23 protein-coding genes are annotated in these 20616 nt (G+C 62.6%); 17 read left to right on the top strand and 6 right to left on the bottom strand.

What is annotated here, in order from left to right; all coding sequences use genetic code 11:
• Positions 1-15 precede the first annotated feature (15 nt).
• From DU505_RS08595 to DU505_RS08560, 9 genes are all read left to right on the top strand, one after another.
• Positions 16-399 carry a hypothetical protein gene (locus DU505_RS08595; protein WP_147273055.1) on the top strand — a complete coding sequence of 128 codons (384 nt, stop codon included), beginning with the start codon at positions 16-18 and terminating at the stop codon, positions 397-399.
• Between the two features lie 144 nt (positions 400-543).
• On the top strand, positions 544-1002 hold the full coding sequence (locus DU505_RS08590; protein WP_114478588.1) for an ATPase: 459 nt from the start codon (positions 544-546) through the stop codon (positions 1000-1002).
• Between the two features lie 110 nt (positions 1003-1112).
• Positions 1113-2069 carry an HlyD family secretion protein gene (locus tag DU505_RS08585; protein ID WP_114478587.1) on the top strand — a complete coding sequence of 319 codons (957 nt, stop codon included), beginning with the start codon at positions 1113-1115 and terminating at the stop codon, positions 2067-2069.
• On the top strand, positions 2039-3766 hold the full coding sequence (locus tag DU505_RS08580) for an ATP-binding cassette domain-containing protein (protein WP_220250543.1): 1728 nt from the start codon (positions 2039-2041) through the stop codon (positions 3764-3766). The genes DU505_RS08585 and DU505_RS08580 overlap by 31 nt, the downstream gene beginning before the upstream one ends.
• The gene (locus tag DU505_RS08575; RefSeq protein ID WP_114478585.1) at positions 3763-4860 is read left to right on the top strand and encodes an ABC transporter permease; all 1098 of its coding nucleotides are present in this window, start codon (positions 3763-3765) and stop codon (positions 4858-4860) included. The genes DU505_RS08580 and DU505_RS08575 overlap by 4 nt, the downstream gene beginning before the upstream one ends.
• Entirely contained in the window at positions 4860-5957 is a 1098-nt protein-coding gene (locus DU505_RS08570; RefSeq protein WP_114478584.1) for an ABC transporter permease, read from the top strand. The genes DU505_RS08575 and DU505_RS08570 overlap by 1 nt, the downstream gene beginning before the upstream one ends.
• 49 nt (positions 5958-6006) lie before the next feature.
• Complete coding sequence (locus DU505_RS08565; protein ID WP_114478583.1) at positions 6007-7044, top strand: AI-2E family transporter; 1038 nt, start codon at positions 6007-6009, stop codon at positions 7042-7044.
• Positions 7045-7283: 239 nt separating this feature from the next.
• Positions 7284-7610, top strand: coding sequence for a hypothetical protein (locus DU505_RS22285; protein ID WP_147273054.1), 327 nt, complete (start codon positions 7284-7286; stop codon positions 7608-7610).
• A 65-nt stretch (positions 7611-7675) separates the two neighbouring features.
• Positions 7676-8548 carry a c-type cytochrome gene (locus DU505_RS08560; protein ID WP_114478582.1) on the top strand — a complete coding sequence of 291 codons (873 nt, stop codon included), beginning with the start codon at positions 7676-7678 and terminating at the stop codon, positions 8546-8548.
• 41 nt (positions 8549-8589) lie between these two features.
• On the opposite strand, the gene DU505_RS08555 is transcribed toward DU505_RS08560, so the two are convergent.
• The 6 genes from DU505_RS08555 to DU505_RS08535 all read right to left on the bottom strand — a co-directional run bounded on the left by DU505_RS08555 (position 8590) and on the right by DU505_RS08535 (position 13883).
• A complete protein-coding gene (locus DU505_RS08555; RefSeq protein WP_245947847.1) occupies positions 8590-9594 on the bottom strand; it encodes a L,D-transpeptidase family protein in 1005 nt (334 codons plus the stop codon).
• Positions 9595-9961: 367 nt separating this feature from the next.
• Positions 9962-11356 (bottom strand): cardiolipin synthase, encoded by a 1395-nt coding sequence (cls, locus tag DU505_RS08550; protein ID WP_114478810.1) that lies wholly within the window; start codon positions 11354-11356, stop codon positions 9962-9964.
• A gap of 192 nt (positions 11357-11548) precedes the next feature.
• The gene (gene lgt / locus DU505_RS08545; RefSeq protein WP_114478580.1) at positions 11549-12361 is read right to left on the bottom strand and encodes a prolipoprotein diacylglyceryl transferase; all 813 of its coding nucleotides are present in this window, start codon (positions 12359-12361) and stop codon (positions 11549-11551) included.
• A 37-nt stretch (positions 12362-12398) separates the two neighbouring features.
• On the bottom strand, positions 12399-13259 hold the full coding sequence (locus DU505_RS08540; protein WP_114478579.1) for a WD40/YVTN/BNR-like repeat-containing protein: 861 nt from the start codon (positions 13257-13259) through the stop codon (positions 12399-12401).
• Positions 13260-13324: 65 nt separating this feature from the next.
• Positions 13325-13486, bottom strand: a complete 162-nt coding sequence (locus tag DU505_RS22535) for a hypothetical protein (protein ID WP_181872775.1) — start codon at positions 13484-13486, stop codon at positions 13325-13327.
• Between the two features lie 73 nt (positions 13487-13559).
• Positions 13560-13883 (bottom strand): hypothetical protein, encoded by a 324-nt coding sequence (locus tag DU505_RS08535; protein WP_114478578.1) that lies wholly within the window; start codon positions 13881-13883, stop codon positions 13560-13562.
• Between the two features lie 178 nt (positions 13884-14061).
• Here DU505_RS08535 and DU505_RS22280 point away from each other — a divergent pair, with 178 nt between their 5' ends.
• The 8 genes from DU505_RS22280 to DU505_RS08500 all read left to right on the top strand — a co-directional run bounded on the left by DU505_RS22280 (position 14062) and on the right by DU505_RS08500 (position 20443).
• Entirely contained in the window at positions 14062-14481 is a 420-nt protein-coding gene (locus DU505_RS22280) for a hypothetical protein (protein WP_147273053.1), read from the top strand.
• 119 nt (positions 14482-14600) lie between these two features.
• Positions 14601-15323, top strand: coding sequence for a Spy/CpxP family protein refolding chaperone (locus DU505_RS08525; protein ID WP_245947844.1), 723 nt, complete (start codon positions 14601-14603; stop codon positions 15321-15323).
• A 79-nt stretch (positions 15324-15402) separates the two neighbouring features.
• Positions 15403-17913 (top strand): heavy metal translocating P-type ATPase, encoded by a 2511-nt coding sequence (locus DU505_RS08520; RefSeq protein ID WP_114478576.1) that lies wholly within the window; start codon positions 15403-15405, stop codon positions 17911-17913.
• On the top strand, positions 17910-18215 hold the full coding sequence (locus DU505_RS08515) for a DUF2933 domain-containing protein (RefSeq protein WP_114478575.1): 306 nt from the start codon (positions 17910-17912) through the stop codon (positions 18213-18215). The genes DU505_RS08520 and DU505_RS08515 overlap by 4 nt, the downstream gene beginning before the upstream one ends.
• 85 nt (positions 18216-18300) lie before the next feature.
• Entirely contained in the window at positions 18301-18660 is a 360-nt protein-coding gene (locus DU505_RS08510) for a DUF2946 family protein (protein WP_114478574.1), read from the top strand.
• 74 nt (positions 18661-18734) lie between these two features.
• Positions 18735-19841 carry a YncE family protein gene (locus DU505_RS08505; RefSeq protein WP_220250522.1) on the top strand — a complete coding sequence of 369 codons (1107 nt, stop codon included), beginning with the start codon at positions 18735-18737 and terminating at the stop codon, positions 19839-19841.
• A 12-nt stretch (positions 19842-19853) separates the two neighbouring features.
• A complete protein-coding gene (locus DU505_RS22530) occupies positions 19854-20003 on the top strand; it encodes a hypothetical protein (RefSeq protein WP_181872774.1) in 150 nt (49 codons plus the stop codon).
• Positions 20000-20443 (top strand): DUF411 domain-containing protein, encoded by a 444-nt coding sequence (locus DU505_RS08500; protein WP_114478573.1) that lies wholly within the window; start codon positions 20000-20002, stop codon positions 20441-20443. Before DU505_RS22530 ends, DU505_RS08500 begins: the two co-directional genes overlap by 4 nt.
• Positions 20444-20616 lie beyond the last annotated feature (173 nt).

The raw sequence follows: 20616 nt of genomic DNA, 5'->3' as shown, positions 1-20616 counted from the left end.
GCGCCGTATGCTCCCGTGAAGTGGGCAAGGCTATTGCTGGTCGGGCTATTTGCGCTGCTGCTGAGTGGGCTCGCGCTGGCCCATGCCGAGGCCCCGGATCCCGAGGCCGGTGATCCCGGGCACCACGTGGTAATGGTGCTTGAGGGCGCTTCCACCACGGTCGCTGCTGAAGCGCGGCATGAAGAAGGGCCACTTTGCCGGCACGGTCATGGCGAGTTCGTACTGCCCAAGGGAGCCCTGCGTGTCGATCAGCAGGACATCGAGTTCGAGGATGCCCTGACGGTCACGAACAAACCGACGCCTGCCCCCATCCCTAGATTCGTCTCCGGCACACCGCGACATTGGCCGTCCAAGTCCGGCGTTCCAATCTATCTGCTCACCCAGCGCCTGCGCCTGTAAGCCGTACATCCGTTCTACTCGGAGCCGCGGCACGGGCATACCCACGAACGTTGTCGGTTTGGTGCTACGGTCACCGGTGTCCTAACTGAGATCTCGATACCTGGTCTCATGTCTTGATACACACCAGTAAAGTGAGTGATTGCCATGAACGTTGAAACCTTTCGTGATGTGGTCGAGTGGACTCGGGCCCTGCATGAGCATCTGGCCAGGTGCCTGAAGCACTGCTCAACGCAGCAGGAGGAAGAGCGCGCCAAGTGGCTGTTGGAGTATCTAGCGGATCACGAGGCGGCGCTGGAAAAAGTCGTGGCCGGCTTCGAGAAGAAGGCTGACCCCAAGGCATTGAATACCTGGCTCTACGATTACATTGCCTACGCGCCCATCAAGCCCCACCTGTCGTGCAGCGCGCCCTATGCAGAGATGAGCTTCGACGAGATCTCCCAGGAGATCTTCGACCTCCATGAGCAGGTCATCGGCTTCTATCGCTATCTCGAAGGACGCGCCGAGATCCCCGAGACGCGCGAGCTGATCGGTGAGCTCCTGAAGCTGGAGCAGCATGAAGCGATGCGTCTGGTCCACCAGACCAACCGCTCCAAGGATCTCTGAATGGCTCAGTAACTCTTAACCTTGGAGAAGTTTCGAGGTCTCTAAGGCTGGCCGTTGGCCATCACGACTGAGATGGCTTCGTAACGAGGGAAAGGGCCGGGGGAGCCTGTATGCGACACTCACTATGGACCATCGCTGCAGTCATACTGCTAGCCGCTGGCGGCTATCTTGGCTTTCTCGCACTACGTCCGGCGGAAATGCCGCCTGGCTTCCTCTATGGCAGCGGCCGCATCGAAGCCACCGAGATCCGCCTTGCCACCGAAGTCTCTGGGCGCGTGGTGGAAAGTTCTCTGGTCGAGGGCCAACCCGTCAGCGCGGGGGTCGAGCTGCTCCGCCTGGACGATCGCCTCATTCGCCTGCAACAGGCCGAGCTCGAGGCGCGCCTGAGTGCCGGTGAACAGGCAGTGGTTCGGCTCGAGCGCATGCTCGACACGGCACGCCACCACCTCGGCAATGCCGAGACAGAGCTGGAACGTGCGCGAACCCTGCGGCGCACCGGCGCGATCCCCGCGCAGCAGCTGGAGCACAGCGAAGATCGCCGGCGCGAGGCGGCAGGCGAAGTCGAGGTGCTGCAAGCGCAGCGCGCAGAGGCCACCGCCAATCTGGAGGCGCTGCGGCAGCAACGCAGCCAGCTCGCCCTCCAGCTCGACAAGACCCTGCTGCGCAGTCCCATCGATGCCACCGTGCTGGTCAAGACGGTGGAGATCGGCGAGGTGGTCGCGCCAGGGCAGTCGCTCGGCGTGCTGGTCGACCTGGACCGCCCCCGAATGAAGATCTACGTGACCGAACGGGTGCTGGGCAGGGTTCGGCTTGGCACCCCGGCCCGGGTGCGGGTAACGGCGTTTCCGGACCGCTACTTCGAGGCCGAGGTCAGTGCCATCGACGGCCAGGCGCAGTTCACCCCCCGCGATGTCCACCTGCCCGATGAGCGGGCGCGCACCGTCTTCGGGGTGACCCTGCGGGTCACCAATCCCGATGGCGTGCTCAAGCCCGGCATGCCGGCCGACGCCTGGCTCCGCTGGCAGGACGATGCGCCGTGGCCCGACACCCTGGTTGTGCCACCATGACCGCGACGATTCACACCAGCGGGCTGGGGCGGCGCTTCGCCGACCGGCAAGTGCTTACCGGGGTGGACCTGGAGGTCCAGCGGGGCGAGATCTTCGGGCTGCTGGGCCCGGACGGCGCCGGCAAGACCACGCTCATGCAACTGCTCGCGGCGATCCTGGACCCCAGCGAAGGTCAGGCGACGGTGCTTGGCTTCGACACGGTGCGCCAGGCGGCCGAGGTGAATGCCCGGGTCGGCTACATGTCACAGGGCTTCACGCTCTATGACCGACTCAGCGTCCTCGAGAACCTGCAGTTTGCCGCCCGCATCCGCGGCGTCGAGGCGCAGGATTTCGCCAGCCGCAGTCACGAACTGCTGACCATGGCCGGTCTACAGGCCCACCTCGACCGGCCCGCCGGCAAGCTCTCCGGCGGCATGCGCAAGAAGCTTTCGCTGTGCGCCAACCTGATTCATGCCCCACCGTTGCTGCTGCTCGACGAGCCCAGCCTGGGTGTCGACCCCTTGTCGCGCCGTGAGCTCTGGCAACTGCTGCGGCGTTACCAGCAGCACGGCAGCACGGTGGTGGTCAGCACCCCCTACATGGACGAAGCGGAATACTGCGATCGACTCGCCTTTCTCGACCAGGGCCGAGTGCTGGCGGTGGATACCCCGGCGCAGTTGCGCGCCCAAGTCCATGGGCGGATCTACGAGATACAAACTGCCAGAAGCATCCGCGTACAGGCCATCCTGCGCGACGCCTCCGAAGTGCTGAATCTACAGTGGCTGGCGGACCGATTGCGCATCCAACTGCATGTCGGAGCTGAATTGCCGCCAGCCACCTTGGCGCAGCTGGATGGACTCGCCACTCTGACGCCTGCCGAGCCAGGCTTGGAGGAGGCCTTCATCGCCCTGAGCACAGCAACGGCAGCAGCGCCGCAGCCGGTGTCACCGGCCGTCATGGAAACGCAGGGCGGCGAGGTGCGAGCAGAGCGGCTCAGCGTGCGGTTCGGCGATTTCACTACCGTTGACCGAGTCTCGGTCAATGTACCGCCGGGCGAGGTAATCGGCTGGCTGGGGCCCAACGGTGCCGGCAAGACCACCCTGATCAAGGTCTTCTGCGGATTGCTGTTGCCCAGCGATGGCGAGGCCTTCGTCGCCGGTCTTTCGGTGAGCCGGCAGGCACGTGCCTTGCGTAGCCGTATCGGCTACATGTCGCAGCGCTTCTCGCTCTACCCGGATCTTACGGTTGCCGAAAACCTGCGCTTCTTCGCCGGCGCCTACGGTCTTGGCGGCAAACGTCGACGCCAGACGATCGAGTGGGCCAGTGGGATGACGGCCCTGACCGGGATGGAGGCACGCCGGGTCAGTGAGCTCTCGGCGGCGGTACGCCAGCGCCTGGCGCTGGCCTGCAGCATCCTGCACAGCCCGGCGGTGCTGTTCCTCGACGAGCCCACCTCCGGCGTCGATCCGCTCAACCGTCAGCGCTTCTGGCAGCTGATCCAGACCCTGGCCAGCGGCGGCATGACGGTATTCGTCACCACCCATTACCTGGAAGAGGCAAGCTACTGCCACCGGCTGGGGCTGATGCACCAGGGTCGCCTGGTCGCCCTTGGCACCCTCGAGCAGCTGCGCCAGGCATTGCGGCTTCCGGCCGATGCCGGCATGGAAGCGGTCTTCCTCGGCCATATCGAGCAGGCGCAGCGGGAGCTGGCATCATGAACCCGAGGCGCATCGCCGCCGTGGCGACCAAGGAGGCGAAAGAGGTACTGCGCGACCCGATCACCGTCGGGGTCGCGATGATCATGCCGTTGATCATGCTGCTGTTGTTCGGCTATGCGATCACGCTCGATGTCGACGACATCACCCTGGGCGTACTGGATGAGGACCGCACCCCCGCCAGCCGACAACTCACGGAAGCGTTCACGGCGAGCGGCGTCTTCCACCTCGAGCGTGAGTTGACCGCCCCGCATGCGGTGGAGCAAGCCCTGCAACGCGGCGAGATCCGCTTGGCGCTGATCATCCCGCCCGGTTTCGAACGCGCCCTCACCCGCCACGAGCCGAGCCCGGTTCAACTGCTGGTGGACGGCACCTATTCCGCCACGGCGACGCTGGTCAGCAGTCATGCGCTGGCCATCGCCAGCGGCTTCGGCCATGCAGCGGGGCCGCCGGCCCTTCAGCTGGAAACCCGCGTCTGGTACAACCCCTCGCTCAGCAGCGTGCACACCGTGGTGCCCGGCCTCTATGCCGTGATTCTGATGGCCTTCCCGCCGCTGCTCACCGCGCTCGCCCTGGTGCGGGAAAAGGAGACCGGCACCATTGCGCAGATCTATGCCTCGCCGCTCTCCTCCGTCGAGTTTCTCGCCGGCAAGCTGATTCCCTACGCGATCATCGCCTTCGTGCAGATGGCGATGGTGATCGCCGTCGGCTTTCTCTGGTTCGGCGTGCCGTTCCGGGGCAGCGTCGCTTTCCTGTTGGCGATATCGCTGCTGTACGTGCTCTGTACCCTGGGGATCGGCCTGCTGGTGTCAGCCGTGACCCGTACCCAGTTGGTCGCCCTGCTGGCCGTGCTGATCGTGACCCTGATGCCCTCCATCCTGTTCTCGGGCATGCTGTTTCCGATCTTCACCATGCCCTATGTGGTCCAGCTCTACACCCTGGCCTTTCCGGGCCGCTACTTCGTCGACATCTCCCGTGGCGTGGTGCTCAAGGGCGTCGGGCTCGAGGTGCTGTGGCCGAGCATCACCATCGTCGCCGTCTACACCCTGCTGGTCTTCGCCCTGGCGGCCTGGCGGCTGAAGAAGAAGGTGGCCTGATGCGCCTGTCGAGCCTGTTGCACAAGGAGCTGATCCAGTTCTTCCGCGATCCCGTGGTGCTGTTCCTGATCTTCTGGCTCTACACCATCGAAGTGGTGATCTGCGCCTACGCCCTGGGCATGGAGATGCGCGACCTGCCGCTGGCGGTGGTCGATGCCGACGAGAGCCCGGCCAGCCGCCACCTGATCGATGACTTCGTCGCAGGCGGCAACTTCCGTCTGGTGGCGCACCTGCGCGATGTGGCGGCAGCCGAGCCGTACCTGGAACGCGGCGAGGCACAGGCGGTACTGGTCATCCCCGTCGATTTCGAGCGCGAACTCCAGCGCGGCGGCGGTCAGGCACTGCAGTTCCTGGTCGATGGCAGCAACGCCAACACGGCCGCCGTCGCCCGGGGCTATGCGCTGCAGACGGTAGAGGCCTTCCAGATGCGCCAGGGGACACTCGACGAGCGACAATTAGCGGCGGTAGCACCGCAACTGCGCATCTGGTACAACCCGGACCAGACCAACGTCAGCTTCACGGTATTGGCAATGATCGCCCTGGCGGGATTGATGATCGGCGTTGTCCACCCTGCCGCCTCCATCGTTCGCGAGAAGGAGGTCGGCACCATCGAGCAGCTCATGGTCACGCCCATTCGCCGTGGCGAACTGTTCATCGCCAAGACCGTGCCCACCCTGTTGATCGGATTAGTCGCTGTACTCCCCAGCCTGGCGCTGGTCGGCTGGTTTGGCGTGCCGGTCAGAGGCAGCCTGCCGCTGTTCTTCGCCCTGACCGCGCTGTTTCTGCTCAGTGCCATCGGCCTCGGCGTCCTGGTGGCGGCGGTTTCACGAACCCTGCAGCAGGCCCTGCTGCTCGCCTTCTTCGGCCTGTTCCCGCTGATGTTCCTGTCCGGCACCATAGTGCCGGTGGAGAGCATGCCGAACCTGCTCCAGCAGCTGTCGCTGGCCAGTCCCTTGCGCCATTATCTGGACATCACCCTGGGTATCTTCCTCAAGGGGACCGGCATGGAAATCCTCTGGCCTCATGCCCTCGCCCTGGTGGCGATCGGCATGCCCCTGTACCTGGTGGCGTGGTTAATATTTCGACGCATAAAGTAACGGGCTTCGCACTGAATCAGGCGAGCAGTCCTACATCAAGGTAACCATCATGTACGACCACCATGGGTCACCGATACTGAATCCACTCTGGGTGATCGCGATCATTCTCATCGCCGCAGCCCTGTACTGGCTACGGGTTCTCGCCGCGCCCATGGCATTCTCGCTGTTTCTAATGGCACTGGTGTGGCCTGTCTACCAACACAGAGCGTTCCAGGGAAGGCGAGCACTGCGCGGATTGGCACTCATCGTTTCGGTTCTGCTCGTGTGGATTGCCACGGCAGCCGTTCTCCTGCTGATCGGCTACGGCGTCCGCACCGTTGCGGACGGCCTGTCGCTGTACGGCGATCGCGCACAGGACACCTATCGCGCCATCGGTCTATGGCTCGAAGGAAGGGGGATTGGCCTTTGGCCCACCGCAAGTGATCCGTTCAGCCTCAACGGACTCATTCACCTGATTCATGAGGCCGTGCTGCGCATCAATGCGATCATGGGCTTCGTGGCATTGACCTTGATCTTTCTTATCCTGGGCCTGCTGGAAGCCAGTGCCTTTCAGCATCGCCTTCCTTATGCACTTGGTGCGGATGCAGCCGACCGGCTGCTGAGGTCATTTCATATTCTCGGGTGGAAATTTCGCCGCTACATGCTCGTCAGGACCGCTGTCAGCGTACTAACCGGTTTGTTGACTTGGTTATTTGCCCTAATGGCGGGGCTCGACTTTGCTATTGCCTGGGGCATACTGGCCTTCGCGCTGAACTACATACCCTTTGTCGGCTCCATTCTCGCGGTCTTTCCTCCGGTCCTTTTCGCCATTGTCCAGTTCGAGTCTTGGCAGACCCCGGCACTGGTTCTCCTCGGCATGACACTTATCCAGTTCTCGATCGGCAACCTGCTTGATCCCAGGCTTGAAGGGCGCGCCCTTGCGGTCTCCCCCTTCGCCGTCGTTTTTTCCATTTTCTTCTGGGGCATGCTGTGGGGCATCCCCGGCGCCTTCATGGGTGTCCCCTTGACGATTGCCATTGCAACGGTATGCAACCATTTCCATGATGCCTGCTGGATAACACGACTGCTGACCCCACACACCAACTGAGAACAATTTAGCTGGAGCGATGCCACGCTTCTGGCCCTCAGCCGCCCTTCGACGACAGTCCAACCACGTGGTCAACGAATGGCCCGATTATCAGTTCCAAAGCCGTTGACCGATTCCTGACCGAGATCAGGAATCGGTCGATCAACTCCTTCCAGGGCTACCTGTCGATTGCCTGGTCACGGCGTTGCAGCGATGATCGTGGTGTTCAATCGCCTGACGTTGTCGAGGGTCCGCTCCGCATGCGTCGATTCATGGTCCGACTCGCTTACCTTTGCCTCGTTCTCGCCCTATCGGCGGGAGGCGTCGCCGCGGCTGGACTCGATGCCATCTTCGATACCTCGCATCATGCGAGTCAGGAGAGCAGCCATGAAGACTGCACGCAGGATACCAACTCGGATATGGCGGACTGCACCACTGACTGCATCGGCAACAGCCACTGCATGACGGGCACCGCCGGCCATGCGGTTATTCCCGACTGCGCCATGACGCAGCAGCCGCTCTTCATCCCGGGGCACTCGCCACCGGCGCCCGCTTATCTGCTCAAGCGCCCACCTAGACTCGCCTGAATACCGTTACCGAAACGACGCGATCCTCGTGTCGTCATCCGCTTGACCGTATTCAGGAGCAACCCATGACTACCCCTAATCGATACCATTCCGCCAATCAGGTGGCCACTCAGGATCGCGGCCGACTGTTTCGTGTCGCCATCCTGCTTGCTGGCGGCCTGACACTCGCCCTTGCCCTGGCTAATCCTGGCCATGCCGATGAGAGCCACGCGCACAGCGCGGGGGGCAACCACGCTCATGCCGCCCATGGTGATGGAAAACAAACTGCCCATGGTGACGATGACCATGCTCATGGCGATGACGGCCATGCGGCACGCGGCGACGATGCCCATGGCAACAACGACCATACTGCCCATGGCGACGATGGCCATGGCAACAACGACCATACTGCCCCTGGCGACGATGGCCATGCTCATGGCGATGACGACCATGCGGCACACGGCGACGATGGCCACGTTCATGGCGGTGACGACCATGCGGCACACGGCGACGATGCCCACGTCCATGGCGGTGATGACCATGCCGCTCACGACGACGATGGCCACGGTGCAGACGATCACGCCCATGGGGATGGCGGTCATGGCTGGAAGGCACCGCAGGAGTGGGCTCAGCGCGAAAGCCCGCTGGAGCCGGATGCAGAGACCCTGGCTCAGGGGATGCAGGTCTATCAGCGCTATTGCTCAGCCTGTCATGGACCGAGCGGGGAAGGAAATGGCCTGGCACCCGCCGCCGCCTATTATGACCCCAGCCCGACCAACCTGGCCCTGCATGGCGCCGCCCATGCGGCCGGTGAATACGCCTGGCAGATAAAGGAAGGCAACAGCAACAGCGCCATGCCCCGCTTCCAGGACAAGCTGGCCGAAGATGCCATCTGGTCCGTTGTGCTCTATATCCGCCATGGCCTGGCGGACGAACAAGTCGCGGAGCACAAGCACTAGCCATCGTCGAAAAAAAGGGCGCCTCTCGGGCGCCCGTCCACTTACGAGTCCTGCCTTACAAGCTCTGGGCCCAATAGGGCAGCAAGCTCGTCATACAGGCCTCCCGCGTCAGGTTCTTCCGGCTCCTCTTCGGGCTCCGGCGCCTGCTCCAGTGCGACGACCGCGCCATTGGGGTTCTCCAGCAGGTGGCGCAACTGCTCATAGTTCAACGGCACCGAGCCCTCGTCGCCGCTGCGTTCCAGCAGCGACAGGGTCTCCATCAGTGCCGCCATGCCGTACTCCTGGTCCTCAAGCGTCTCGAAGACCTGCACATAGGGCATATCGCCATCCCAGCCGGCCTTGATTGGCTGGTTGATGATATTGACCTGCATGCCCACGGGCACTCGGTCGAAGATCGACTCGATATCTTCGGGGAACATGCGGATACAGCCACGGCTGGCACGCATGCCGATACCATCCGGCTCGTTGGTCCCATGGATGAGGTAGCCCGGGATATCCAGCAGGATGGCATGGCTGCCGAGGGGATTGTCCGGCCCAGGCGGCACCACGGCGGGAGCCGGCTCGCCTCTTTCGGCCGCCTCTTCACGCATGGAGCGAGGCGGATACCAGGCCGGGTCCTTCAGACGCATGGTGGTCTCGGTCTTGCCCAGTGGCGTGTTGTACCCCTCTCTGCCGATGCCGATCGGGTAGGTCTCGACCCGAGGCGTCTCGCCGTCGGAGGCCGACGGATAGTAGTAGAGCCGCAGTTCGGCAATGTTGATCACGATACCTTCCCGCTCCGCGGCGGGCAGGATGTGCCGTCCCGGGATGACCACTTCCGTGCCTTCGCCGGGTAGCCATACGCTCACTTCGGGGTTGGCGAGCCGGATCTCCTCATAGCCCACATTATGCGCCCTGGCGATATCAAGCAGCGTCTCGTCGTCGCGCGCTTCGACGGTGTAGTTTTCGCCGATGACGTCACCCGACTCCGGCAACGGATAGTGGCCCTTGGGCCATTCGGATGCCGCTTCCTCGTCGGGCTCGTCGGCCGCCGCAGCGCCCGACATCAGTATGGCACCAGTGAACACCAGGCTCAGTACAGTCGCCCATACCGCTGTACGGGGGCGGAACGGTGATGGCCATGCAGGAATACTGCCATTGTGTCTCATTCTTCGTTGCCTCTTGCGCAACCTCCACCACAAGGGTGCAAGGTCATTGAAACGTTAGTCGTCATCATATCGACTGCCTTACACTTCTACAGCGATATACCTGACACACATCATCGACCAGGCTGCGATTGCCTGGAAAAAGTTCNTTCGAGACAAGTTTATCGATCTGATGAGGCGAATAGCCCGCTATTTAACGAATCAGATCGAATGAAATTGGCCGAAAGACCGGATCTCGCAGTAGATCAGCGTTAAGTCCGACAGGCTCCTACAGTACGGGGGCAAACAGATAGGCCCCTCGGGCAGCCACGCGGTGCCACAGCGGCTGCTGCTCGATCTCCTCGATCTCCATTCGGCGGGAGCGAGCAAAGTCCGCCTCGAACATCGCCTCGACCTCGGCCGCAAACGACGGGTCCATGACCAGCGCGGTAATCTCGAAATTCAGACGAAACGAACGGTTGTCCAGGTTGACGGTCCCCACCGCGGCGGCATCGTCCACCAGGAACGCCTTCCCGTGCAGAAAACCTTCCTCATAGCGGTAAATCTCGACACCAGCATCAAGCAACGGCCCCAGGAAGGCATAAGCCGCGTAGTAGAGCAGGATATTGTCGGGCTGTTCCGGGATCAGTATCCGTACGTCCACCCCGTTGAGGGCGGCCAGCTTGAGCATCGCCTGCACGCCCGCATCCGGCACGAAGTAGGGACTCGAGAACCATATCCGCTCCTGGGCGGAATGGATGGCCTGCTGGACCATCAGGCTGGCGGTTTCGAAGCGATCCGCAGGACCGGAGGGCAGGATCAGTACCGGCGCATCCTGGCGGGAACGCACCACCGGCACCCAAGGCAGCTCAGGCAGTTCTTCCGTTGCCCAGTGCCAGTCCTCCAGAAAGACTAGCTGCATGGCCAATGCCGCCGGCCCCTCGATCTTGAGATGTGTGTCTCGCCACGGCCCAATGTCTTCCTCCCCTTGCAGATACTCGTCTCCGATATTGAACCCACCGAGCCACGCCGTGGTTCCGTCGGCCACCATGACCTTGCGATGATTGCGGAAGTTGATCTGGAACCGGTTGCCCGGCCCCCGGGTCGAGTGAAAGCGATGAACATTGACACCCGCCTCCTCCAGCTCCTTCACATAGTCACTCGACAGGGCGTAGCTGCCAATTTCGTCATAGAGGAAATAGACTGCCACTCCCTCCCTCGCCTTCTGGATCAGACGCTGTTGGAACTCAGTGCCGATATCATCATCCCTGACGATGTAGAACTGCACCAGCAGGTAACGCTCGGCAGCCTCTATGCCGGCAAATAGGCTCTCGAACGTCGCCTCGCCGTCGATCAGCAGCGTCGTCTCGTTACCGCCCATCAGCGGCAACTTGGCCAGCCGCTCCACGCCGTCCAGATAGTGGCTGCTCCTTGGCGACTCGACCCGATGGGACTGCAGCTCCATCAGCTTGTCGGACAGTGCCCGCCTGATCTCCGAGTCCTCATCGCGCCGAGACATCGCATAGCCTTCGAACTTGTTGCGCCCGAATACCCAGTAGGTGGGCACCGCCACGTACGGCACGGTATTGAGGGACACGATCCAGGCGATGGCGCCTTCGGACGTTCGGCTCGACATCAGGGCTTCGACGGATGAAGCCAGCCCAACCAGGTGGGCCAGGGCCATGAAGACAACGAGCCGGCTCCAGCGGCGAGAGCTGCCCGGTCGGCGCTTCGATGACCTCGGTACGCCGTGATCCTCTGTGGCGTCCGTCTTTTCCTCCGGCTGCCCGAGATTGCGGCTTCCTTGCATGGGTGGCCCTCCTTCAATGGCGTTTCTCCCCCGTAGACCCGGAGCGCCAAGCCATGGCGCCCCTCGTCAGGTCTCTCGGCTCGGCCTCAGCACCGCTTTCGTGTCTCGGGCCTGCTGACGCGACCAGAGTATCAGCGCCACACCGCCTATCATCATTGGCAGGGTCAACAGCATGCCCATGGTCACCCAGCCGAAGGCAATGAAACCGATGTGCGGATCGGGCAGGCGCACGAACTCGACGGCAAAGCGGAACATCCCATAGAGCAGCAGGAACATGCCGGAAATCAAGCCACGGCGTCGTGGCTGGCTAGACAACCACCATAGCACCACGAACAGCACGACCCCCTCCAGCACGAACTCGTAGAGTGCCGACGGATGACGCGGCTCCGGACCCATGTGGGGAAACGGCATGGCCCAGGGCAGTTCACTGACCCGGCCCGGCAGCTCGTGATTGATGAAGTTGCCGATTCGCCCGGCCCCCAGGCCGATCGGTACCAGGGGAGCGATGAAGTCGGTCAGTTGGAAGAAAGCCAGGCGTTTCTTGCGAGCAAACAGTAATGCCGCCAGAAGCACGCCGATCAAGCCACCGTGGAAGCTCATGCCACCATCCCAGATGTAGAACAGCCACAGCGGGTTGGCGAAAAACTGATCGAGCCCATAGAAGAGCACGTAACCCAGGCGTCCACCCAACACGACGCCGATGGCCGCGTAGAAGAGCAGATCGCCGATATCATCGTGGGTCAGTCCCAGGCGATGGGCACGGTAGCGTCCCAGCAGCCAGGCGGCAACGAAGCCGACGACGTACATCAATCCATACCAGTGGATCTGAAACGGTCCGATGGCGATGGCCACCGGGTCGATCTGGGGATAGTCCATCATGAGTCATCCATGTCGATTAGCAGTGTAAAAGAGGGCGTCACAGGCTCGACCACTCGTTGCCGCCGTCTTCGCTGAGCAGCAGGACGCCCTGGTTGTCGGCTGCCACGAGACGCTGCGGATCCGTGGGATCCACCGCCAGGTGGGTAAAGTAGCGCTCCCCCCAGCCATTGCTGAGCGGCTCCCACTCCCGAGTGGCCTCATCGGCCTTGATCAGCCCCACGCCCAGCATGAAGGCATACAGCTCGCCACCGCTCGCCACGACGACACTGGCCGGGTTACGCTGGGAGTGGATCTGCCGCCAGCGCTGGCCGCCATTGGGGCTCATCAATAGCCCCGTCTGAGTGGCGGCATACAAGTGGTCCGGATCTCGGCTGGACGCCGCCAAGTCGATCAGCCCTTCCGGCACAGCGGCCTGAACCTGCCATTCATGCCCCCCGTCACGACTCACCTGCAGCCGGCCGGCATAGGCACCATAGAGTACGTCGGGGTCGGCCTCGCTGACCGTCATCTGATGGAAGTCGACCGGCCCATCGGCGCCGGCGGAACGCTGTTCCCAGGAATTGCCGCCATCGCTGGAAACCATGACGCCGAGGTTACCGCCGCGCGCCGGGTGGCCGCTGGCGAAGAGTGTATCGGCCTCCTGCGGGTGGGGCGAGAAGCCCATGAAGTCGTGTGTCTCGCTGGAGACCTGTCGTGCCCTGCCATCGGCACCAACCACATGGAAGCCGTGGTGAGTCGCCAGCTGAATTCGTTGGCTGTCGGCGCGGTCGAAGGCCACGCCATGTATATGGGTCTTCTCGCGCAGCTCCTCGAGGCTGATGCCTTCGGGCTCGCCGGAGCAGCCGGCAAGCGGCAGCGCCAGCAGTAACAGGGGAAGAAGCAGTCGATATCGTGTCATGTGCATTGACTCGTTGCTCGCCGACGGCCCGCGGAAATCAGGCCGCCGGTGAGTATGGTGGAGAATCAGCGAATCCGAACCCTGGCCGTCATGCCCTGCTCTTCATGCTCGATGAAGAGCAGGGAAGGCTCGCCATGGCGGCCGGCCATGGCATAGGTGAGCAGGCCTGAAGTGGAAAGAGCCAACCCAACCAGTGTGGAATAGAGCAGAAAGTGACGGCGCTCCACGGAATCGGTTTCCTCGTTATTCGAACAGCGATCACCCCCGCGTCGGGCGGGAGATTGCGTCAGGGAAGGCTGTTCAAACGCGAGGAGGGCGATCGAGGCGATCGCTGGGTGACCAGGGCCACGCCAGGACGGGCATCGGACGCGGAGGTCCTGATGCAGCGGGAATGCCGGAGGCCTGGGGCTCCAGGGCGGCACAGAAACCGGCTGAAGAGCAGCTCAGCGATTGGCGCTCATGATCTTCCGTCGTCGCTTCGGCGACATGGCTTGGCTCCTGCGCAGTCATGCCGAGACAGGCATCTCCATGGCCATGGTGGGAAGCACCCGCCATGGCGCCCATTGGCATCACCAGGGTGATAGCCAGCAGGAAGAGCAGCCAGGTCGCAATGGAACGGGTCATTAGCGTCGCTTTATTACCGTAGGGGTCAAACCTGAGACGGAGTATTTCACGCAGTCAAGGCAGCCGGCAACCCGGGGCCGAATAGATTTCCCCGAAGTGGTCCATTTGACATGCGTCAAGCGTGCAAGTGTCTTAGTGTTCTATGGTGTTGGTACGATACACCTCAGGAGTCTCACTCATGGCTCGACAGGACGCGACCACTTCATGCCAGACCCTGCCCTTTGCGGCATGGCTGCGCCATGGGCTGTTCGCACTCCTGTGCCTGATGCTGCTGCTTTTTGCCCATGGTGCGGCGGCGCATGCCACCTCCTCCAAGACACACCATGACGTGGCCGGCCATGTCCAGGACGCAACAACGACCGCCACCTTCGTCGGCGATCTCCATAGGGGACCGCATTGCCACGCCGGCCATGTCCACCTCGCGACCCATCCGCTTCTGCGCACCGAACGCCAGGAGATTGAACATGGTGTGGCGCTGTGCAGCCTGGCTCAGCTCGCCCCTTCTCCTGCTGTCCTTGTTGTCTCGGGTACGCCACATGGCCGGCCTGATTCCAGCGCCCCACCAATCTACCTGTTGACGCAGCGCCTGCGTCCCTGAGCGCTTACGCTCAAGGGTACGCACCTCCCCTCCTTTCCCATTGATTCCGGTGACGTCTATTGGACAGTCGCCCCTTGAAGCAATCACCACAGGGCGATCAAGCCCTCAGGAGAACGATCATGACACTTCGCAAGCACGCCATTGCCATGGGCCTCGTCCTGGCTGTCGGTATTTCCGCTTCCGGCTTCGCCATCGGCCAAGGCATGGGCCAGGGTGTGGGTCAGGGTATGGGTCAGGGCCAGGGTATGGGTCAGGGCCAGGGCCAGGGCACCATGATGGGCGGCCAGGGCGGTATGGGCCCAGGCATGATGATGGGCGGCGGCCAGGGCGGCCAGGGCGGCATGGGGCCAGGCATGATGATGGGCGGCGGCCAGGGCGGCATGGGCCCAGGCATGATGATGGGCGGCGGCCAGGGCGGCATGGGCCCAGGCATGATGATGGGTGGCGGCCAGGGCGGCATGGGCCCAGGCATGATGGGCGGCGGCATGATGCCCTGCCCCATGATGGGCGGTGGTAAGGGCATGATGACAATGCTCGATGCCGAGCAACGCAGCGAAATGCGTGAGCTGATGCAGGAGCACCGCCCAGCCCAGTTCGAGCGCATGGGCCGCATGATGAACCTTCGCGATGACCTGATGGCTGAAATGCATGGTGAACGGCCCGACCCCGATGAAGTGCAGGCCGTTCATGCCCAGATGGCCGAAATCCATGGAGAAATGATGGCCGAGATGGTGCGCATGCGAAACGCCATGCATGACCTCATGACCGACGAGCAGCGCGAGCAGTGGCAGCAGGCCGAACCGGAGGCCATCGTCCCGGACGATCATGATGCCCATCACTGAACGACGCTATCACTGAGTCAGCAACATGGCGGACGGCCAACCAGGTCGTCCGCCCGGCTCCGCAAGCAGGAGGCACGCGATGAGCGACACCACGTCAAGAACGATAACCCTGACAGTGCCGGGCATGGGTAGCGATCACTGCGCCGGTATCGTACGCGAGACGCTTCAGCGCCTGGACGGTGTGGAAGAGATCCAGACCAATATTGCCAGTCATCGGGTTCGCGTCAGTGTCGAGGAAGACAGCGGCCCCGATGGCGAAGCACTCAAGCAGGCCATCGAAGGCGCCGGTTACGACGTCAAGGCCGTTCGCGGCGATGCCACCCAGCGCAAGATCCGCCTCAACGTACCGGGCATGGGCTCAGATCATTGCGCCGGCATCGTACGCAAGACACTGGAGCGTCAGGAAGGTGTCGAAGGCGTTCAGACGAATATCGCCAGCCACCGGGTCACTGTCACGCTGGGCAAGGGCGGCCCCGATGGCGACGCCTTGAAGCAGGCCGTCGAGGGAGCCGGATATGACGTCAAGGGCGTTCATGACGAGAGTGACGCAGAAGGCGATGACGATAGCCAGATCGAGAAGGACTATCTTCAGGAAGCACGCAAGCGGCTGATCATCGCGGCGGTGCCCACCACCCTGATCATGATCCTGATGATGCCGCACATGTTCTGGCAGCCGATCCCCGGTTACCTGGCCATCATTGCCGTCCTCGCTTTTCCAGTGGTGTTCCTCTATGGCGGTGCGGCAACCCACAAGGCATCCTGGCGCTCGCTGAAGAACGGCACCTTCAACATGGACGTGCTGATTTCCATGGGCAGCCTGCCCCCCTACCTGCTGGGGCTGCTCGGCTTCTTCTTTCCCATGACCTCCTTTATCGAGATGGCGGCCACGATCATGACCTTCCATCTGGTGGGTCGCTATCTGGAGGCAATGGCAAAAGGACGCGCTTCCGAAGCGATTCGCCGCATGATGGACATGAGCGCCAAGACCGCCCGAGTCGATCGCGACGGAGAAGAGGTCGAAGTGCCGGTGAAGGAGCTTACACCCGGCGACATCATGATCGTTCGCCCTGGAGACAAGATCCCCACCGACGGCAAGGTGGTGGAAGGCGAGAGTCACCTCGACGAATCCATCGCCACCGGCGAATCGGTGCCGGTCTACAAGAGCGAGGGCGATAGCGTCATCGGCGCCACCATCAACAAGGAAGGGCGACTTCGAGTCGAAGCCACCCGGGTGGGGGGCGATACCTTCCTGTCTCAGGTGGTCAAGCTGATCGATGAGGCCCAGGGCTCGCGTGTTCCGATTCAAGAGTTCGCCGATCGCATGACCGGCCGCTTCGTGCCTGCAGTCCTGGTGATCGCCTTGGCCAGCTTCCTGGCATGGCTACTCGCGGGCGATGCCCTGCGCCCCATCCTCGAATGGGGTGCCAACTTCTTGCCCTGGGTCGACCCGACGGCCCCCACGCCGATACTTGCCATCCTCGCCGCCATTGCTGTGCTGGTCATCGCCTGCCCCTGCGCCCTGGGCCTGGCCACGCCCACGGCGCTGATGGTCGGCTCCGGCATCGGCGCGGAGCGGGGCATCCTGATCCGCTCGGGTGAAGCGATTCAGACCTTCAAGGACATCAAGGTGATCGTGCTCGACAAGACCGGCACCATCACCCGCGGCGAGCCCAAGCTCACCGATATCGTTCCCGTCGAAGGGGTAGAGGAGAAGCGACTCCTGACCTTGGCGGCAAGCGTTGAAGACGCTTCGGAGCACCCCATTGCGAGAGCCATCGTGGAAGGGGCCAAGGAGCGCGAGGTGTCCCCCGAGCGGGTCAGCGATTTCAAGTCCACCGGTGCCCGGGGGGTATCCGGCAAGGTGGGTGAAGAAACGGTGCTGATCGGCAATCGACGTCTGCTCGAAGAAGAAGGTGTCAGCGGCCTCGATGCGCTGGAAGAGGCCAAGCAGGAGCTCGAGGAGAAGGGGCGCACCGTGGTCATCGTGGCCGCCGATGGACAGGTGGTTGGTCTCGTGGCCGTCGCCGATACGCTGAAGGAGAAGTCCAAGGATGCCATTCGTGGGATGCATGACCTTGGCCTGCATGTAGTGATGATTACTGGCGACAATGAACGCGCCGCACGCGCCGTGGCAGAGGAAGTGGGCATTGATGAGGTTCAAGCCGAGGTGCTGCCCGATGGCAAGGTCGACGCCATCAAGAAGCTTCAGGAAAAGCACGGCGATCATGTCGCCATGGTCGGGGACGGCATCAACGATGCCCCCGCACTGACCCAGGCCAACGTCGGCATTGCCATCGGTGCCGGTGCCGATGTCGCTATCGAGGCGGCGGATGTCACCCTGGTACGCGGCGAACTCACCGCAGTGGTAGATGCCATGCACCTCTCCAAGGCGACCTTCGGCAAGATCGTGCAGAACCTGATCTGGGCCAGCGGCTACAACCTGGCCGCCATTCCCATCGCGGCAGCCGGCCTGCTGCATCCGATGATCGGTGTCATCGCCATGACGGCCAGTTCACTCTCTGTCATCGGTAACTCCCTGCTGCTCAAGCGGCGCTATACCCGTGAACAACCCTCAGGAGAACAGTCATGACTCGAACTCACCTGCCCATTCAGCGTGCACAAGAAGATCTGGCAAAAATAGATAGCAAACAAAACAGTGGCGCACAAGATAAATCACCGGCTCAAGACGGCCATTCCGACGTTTTGCACCGCTGGATGATGACCTTCTGCCTGGTAGCGATGGGTGGCGCCATGCTGTTCGTCCTGTGGCGTGGCCAAACCCTGGGTGGCGGCACCTGGCTGCTGGTTCTGCCGATGTTACTGTGCCTCGGCATCCATTTCCTGATGCATCGCCGTGGTCATCGACATAGTCACCGACATGGCGATGACTGATCGCAACGCGCTCTTTGCGCTGCGTCAATGAAATGACGGGCAGGATCGGTTTCAATGTAGAGGCAACACTATAAAGGGGTTTTCCATGACACGGCATATCGGCACATCACAGCACGGACGAGCGGGAGGCCAGCTCCTGGCCCTGCTGCTCGCGCTGCTGATGGCGATGGTCACGCTGTCGAGCCACGGCGCCATGGAGAGCCATCAGGTCGATTGCGGTATCGCTGCCGAATGGATGCCGGACGGTGGCTATCCGGATGACGGCCATTCAGGTGACAGCCAAAGCGCCGAGCATGACCATGATGCCTCATCCTGTGCCACCTGCTCCACCGCCATGAGGCAGTCGGAGCTGCCCGCGCTAGACCCGCAGCGCCAGTCCGGATCACCGGACATGGCCGTGTTCCCGCAGATCCCGCTTACCCCCAGACGTCCTCCTAGAGCCTGAACGAACGCAGACGGCATCACCCGTCGTATCGCGACAACGCTCGCGTCAAACATTACGTTCATCAGGAGTTCTTCATGACTATCCGTTTATCAGCAGCCCCCATGGCACGCCAGGCATCCCCGGCTTTCCCTCTTTCCCTCAGCGGGAGGACTCTGCTCATCGGCTGGCTCATGGCCGCCGGACTGGCCCTCTCTACGACACCGACGCTCGCCGCCGCCCTTCCCGCTGGAGACGTCATCACCGCCAACGAGCATGACGCCTCCCTCACTCGCCTCAACTTGACCAGTGGTGAGACCACGACCCTATCGATCGGCATTTCGCCCCACAACGTCCAAGTCAGTGCGTCCGGACGCTACCTGATGGCCGTGGGGGAGCCCGTATCCAATGACCATGGCGATGGCCACGGCGGCGGGCATGCCCACGGAGATGCTATCGGTGAGCTCAAGCTCTACCCGGCCAATGACCCAGCCGGCGTTCTCGTGGCCAGCATCGAAGTGGGCAGCCATCCGGCTCATGTGGTCAGTGACCAGGAAGGCCGGTTCGCCTTCGTCACCAACGCCGGAGGTGACAGCGTCTCGGTCGTCGACCTAGAGGCCTGGGAGATCGTGACCACCATCGCCACCGGCGAGTATCCCCACGGGTTACGCCTTAGCCCCGACGGCCAGGAGCTCTATGTGGCCAACGTGCTGGACGGCAGCGTCTCGGTGATTGATGTCCCTGCACGGGAAGAAGTCGCTCGCCTGCCGGTGGGCCAGGCCCCCGTCCAGGTGGGCTTTACTCCCGATGGTGGACGGGCCTTCGTTTCGCTTCGCGACGAGAACCGCGTGGCCGTCATCGACACCTCCAGTCGAGAGGTAATCAAGCGTATCGAGGTGGGCCGGCTACCGATCCAGGTACACGCCACCGCGGATGGCCGCTACATGCTGGTGGCCAACGAGGGCAGCGAAGCCGAGCCCGACAACCGGGTCTCGGTCATCAATCTCGACAGCCTGGAGGTGGTGGCCACTTATGAGGTCGGCGCCGGGGCGCACGGCATCAGTGTCGACGACACAGGCCGTTTCGCCTTCATCACCAGCCTGTATGACGACAGCCTCTCGGTCATCGACCTCGAAGCCGGCGCCGTCATCAGCCGCCATGTCACCGGCCAGGGTCCCAACGGCGTGACCTGGGTAGCCAACTAAAGGAGAGCCAAGATGATGACCGACTGCGCCATGACCGCCGGGATACTCGGAACCGTAATGCCTTTGGCCCTGCTGTTACTACTGTTACTGGGTATTGCCGCCCTGGGCAAATATCTCTTCACCTCGACCAAATCTACTCCAACGACCGGAGCAAGCTCATGAACCGTTCAATCACCTCCCTCATGCTCTCCTCCGCCCTGCTGCTGGGTGGTGCCGCCACGGCACAGGCCGCCATGCCTGACGAGGCCACGCTCTACAAGAATCCACAGTGCGGCTGCTGCGACGAGTACGCCCGCCAGCTCGAAGAGCTGGGTGTTACCGTCCACATCGTCGACGACATGGACATGGGCAAGATCAAGCAGGACGCCGGCCTGCCCTACGGCCTGGGCTCCTGCCACACCACGCTGATGGGGGACTATGCCATTGAGGGGCATGTTCCCTTCGAAGCGGTGGAGCGACTGTTCCAGGAGCAGCCGAAGATCGGCGGAATCGGCCTCGCGGGCATGCCCATCGGTTCACCTGGCATGCCAGGACCGAAGCAGGGTGATTGGGATGTCTACCAGTTCACCGACCAGGAACCGCTGCCCTTCATGACCCTGTAACGCCCACCCGGCGCCGGCCTCGGCCGGCGCCACCTGCTTAGAAAAGTGCATTAGAAGAAGGTCAGGCCGACCTGGAAGAGGCGTTCCACCTCGCGAATGCGGCGCTTGTCGATCACGAACAGGATCAGGTGATCGCCCGATTCCACCACCACGTCGTCGTGGGCGATCAGCAC

The organism is Billgrantia montanilacus (assembly GCF_003336675.1).
GTDB classification, from domain to species: Bacteria; Pseudomonadota; Gammaproteobacteria; order Pseudomonadales; family Halomonadaceae; genus Halomonas; species Halomonas montanilacus.
The sequence above is the reverse complement of the archived record's forward strand: the minus strand, read 5'-3'. Positions and strand labels throughout refer to the sequence as shown.

Coding starts and splice junctions, on each gene's coding strand:
- DU505_RS08590 (WP_114478588.1), top strand. CDS start 544: ATGAACGTTGAAACCTTTCGTGATGTGGTCGAGTGGACTCGGGCCCTG.
- DU505_RS08585 (WP_114478587.1), top strand. CDS start 1,113: ATGCGACACTCACTATGGACCATCGCTGCAGTCATACTGCTAGCCGCT.
- DU505_RS08575 (WP_114478585.1), top strand. CDS start 3,763: ATGAACCCGAGGCGCATCGCCGCCGTGGCGACCAAGGAGGCGAAAGAG.
- DU505_RS08570 (WP_114478584.1), top strand. CDS start 4,860: ATGCGCCTGTCGAGCCTGTTGCACAAGGAGCTGATCCAGTTCTTCCGC.
- DU505_RS08565 (WP_114478583.1), top strand. CDS start 6,007: ATGTACGACCACCATGGGTCACCGATACTGAATCCACTCTGGGTGATC.
- DU505_RS22285 (WP_147273054.1), top strand. CDS start 7,284: ATGCGTCGATTCATGGTCCGACTCGCTTACCTTTGCCTCGTTCTCGCC.
- DU505_RS08560 (WP_114478582.1), top strand. CDS start 7,676: ATGACTACCCCTAATCGATACCATTCCGCCAATCAGGTGGCCACTCAG.
- DU505_RS08555 (WP_245947847.1), bottom strand. CDS start 9,594: ATGTCGGGCGCTGCGGCGGCCGACGAGCCCGACGAGGAAGCGGCATCC.
- cls (WP_114478810.1), bottom strand. CDS start 11,356: ATGGCCCTGGCCCACCTGGTTGGGCTGGCTTCATCCGTCGAAGCCCTG.
- lgt (WP_114478580.1), bottom strand. CDS start 12,361: ATGATGGACTATCCCCAGATCGACCCGGTGGCCATCGCCATCGGACCG.
- DU505_RS08540 (WP_114478579.1), bottom strand. CDS start 13,259: ATGACACGATATCGACTGCTTCTTCCCCTGTTACTGCTGGCGCTGCCG.
- DU505_RS08535 (WP_114478578.1), bottom strand. CDS start 13,883: ATGACCCGTTCCATTGCGACCTGGCTGCTCTTCCTGCTGGCTATCACC.
- DU505_RS22280 (WP_147273053.1), top strand. CDS start 14,062: ATGGCTCGACAGGACGCGACCACTTCATGCCAGACCCTGCCCTTTGCG.
- DU505_RS08525 (WP_245947844.1), top strand. CDS start 14,601: ATGACACTTCGCAAGCACGCCATTGCCATGGGCCTCGTCCTGGCTGTC.
- DU505_RS08520 (WP_114478576.1), top strand. CDS start 15,403: ATGAGCGACACCACGTCAAGAACGATAACCCTGACAGTGCCGGGCATG.
- DU505_RS08515 (WP_114478575.1), top strand. CDS start 17,910: ATGACTCGAACTCACCTGCCCATTCAGCGTGCACAAGAAGATCTGGCA.
- DU505_RS08510 (WP_114478574.1), top strand. CDS start 18,301: ATGACACGGCATATCGGCACATCACAGCACGGACGAGCGGGAGGCCAG.
- DU505_RS08505 (WP_220250522.1), top strand. CDS start 18,735: ATGACTATCCGTTTATCAGCAGCCCCCATGGCACGCCAGGCATCCCCG.
- DU505_RS22530 (WP_181872774.1), top strand. CDS start 19,854: ATGATGACCGACTGCGCCATGACCGCCGGGATACTCGGAACCGTAATG.
- DU505_RS08500 (WP_114478573.1), top strand. CDS start 20,000: ATGAACCGTTCAATCACCTCCCTCATGCTCTCCTCCGCCCTGCTGCTG.